Here is an 896-nt window from a genome sequence, read left to right as displayed (position 1 = left end):
CGCCTTGCGTAAGCTGATTGAAAATATTTGCGATGTGAATGTATGATAGAAAGTAGCGCGTTTATCATACCATTAAGCCGCAAGTATCACGCTAAATCATTCGATTAAAGCATCTTGCGGCTTAACAGTTCATTCATAATAGTTGTAATTGAAATAATGCTATTTGGTCGTTTTTATCACGCGCCTATTATATTAAATAATCAGACATATTGCATGACGATACTACAAGATTTGTAACTAAAACGCTAAAATCTGTCTTTTATTAGCCTAATACTTAGGCTAAATATAGAATTGATAAAACCTTTAATTTTCGTTTGTCCTATTATCGATATTCACAATGAATTGTCAAAGAAAACATACGAATTATTCTGACCAAAAAACTTGATGCCTACTCATTAATTGCTTTGCTATAAAAAACAACACAATACCTGACATTCATAAGTGAGATTTTAGCTGTGCAATAGCATGGTCTAATACCTGTAAACGAGCATAACGCTTTTGGTTGGTTGCGATGACACACCAGGGCGCGCTAGTAGTATTGGTACGTGCCAGCATATCAGCTGCTGCTTGAACATAGTCTGACCATTTATCACGATTACGCCAGTCATCATCAGTGAGTTTAAATTGCTTATGCGGCGTCTCGCGGCGATCCTCAAAGCGTTTCAACTGCTCTTTTTTATCAATGGCAAGCCAGTACTTTATGACAATCGTTCCTGATGCCATGAGCTCTGCCTCAAAACGATTGATTTCATCATAAGCGCGTTGCCATTCTGACTCATCTATCAATGCTTCGACACGCTCGACCAATACCCGTCCATACCAAGTACGATCAAAAATAGCGATACGGCTCATACGATCCGTTTGTTCATTTGGCAAACGTGTCCAAAACCGCCATA

At 38.5% G+C, this 896-nt stretch carries 1 pseudogene; it reads right to left on the bottom strand.

The window, feature by feature from the left end:
• Positions 1 to 435: 435 nt before the first annotated feature.
• Positions 436 to 896, bottom strand: a pseudogene (locus ACS8FD_RS18130) (ATPase); the annotation flags it as partial.

It is taken from the genome of Psychrobacter sp. 1U2 (assembly GCF_051847575.1).
Note: the sequence above shows the minus strand (reverse complement) of the source record. Positions and strands in the feature narration are given on the sequence as shown.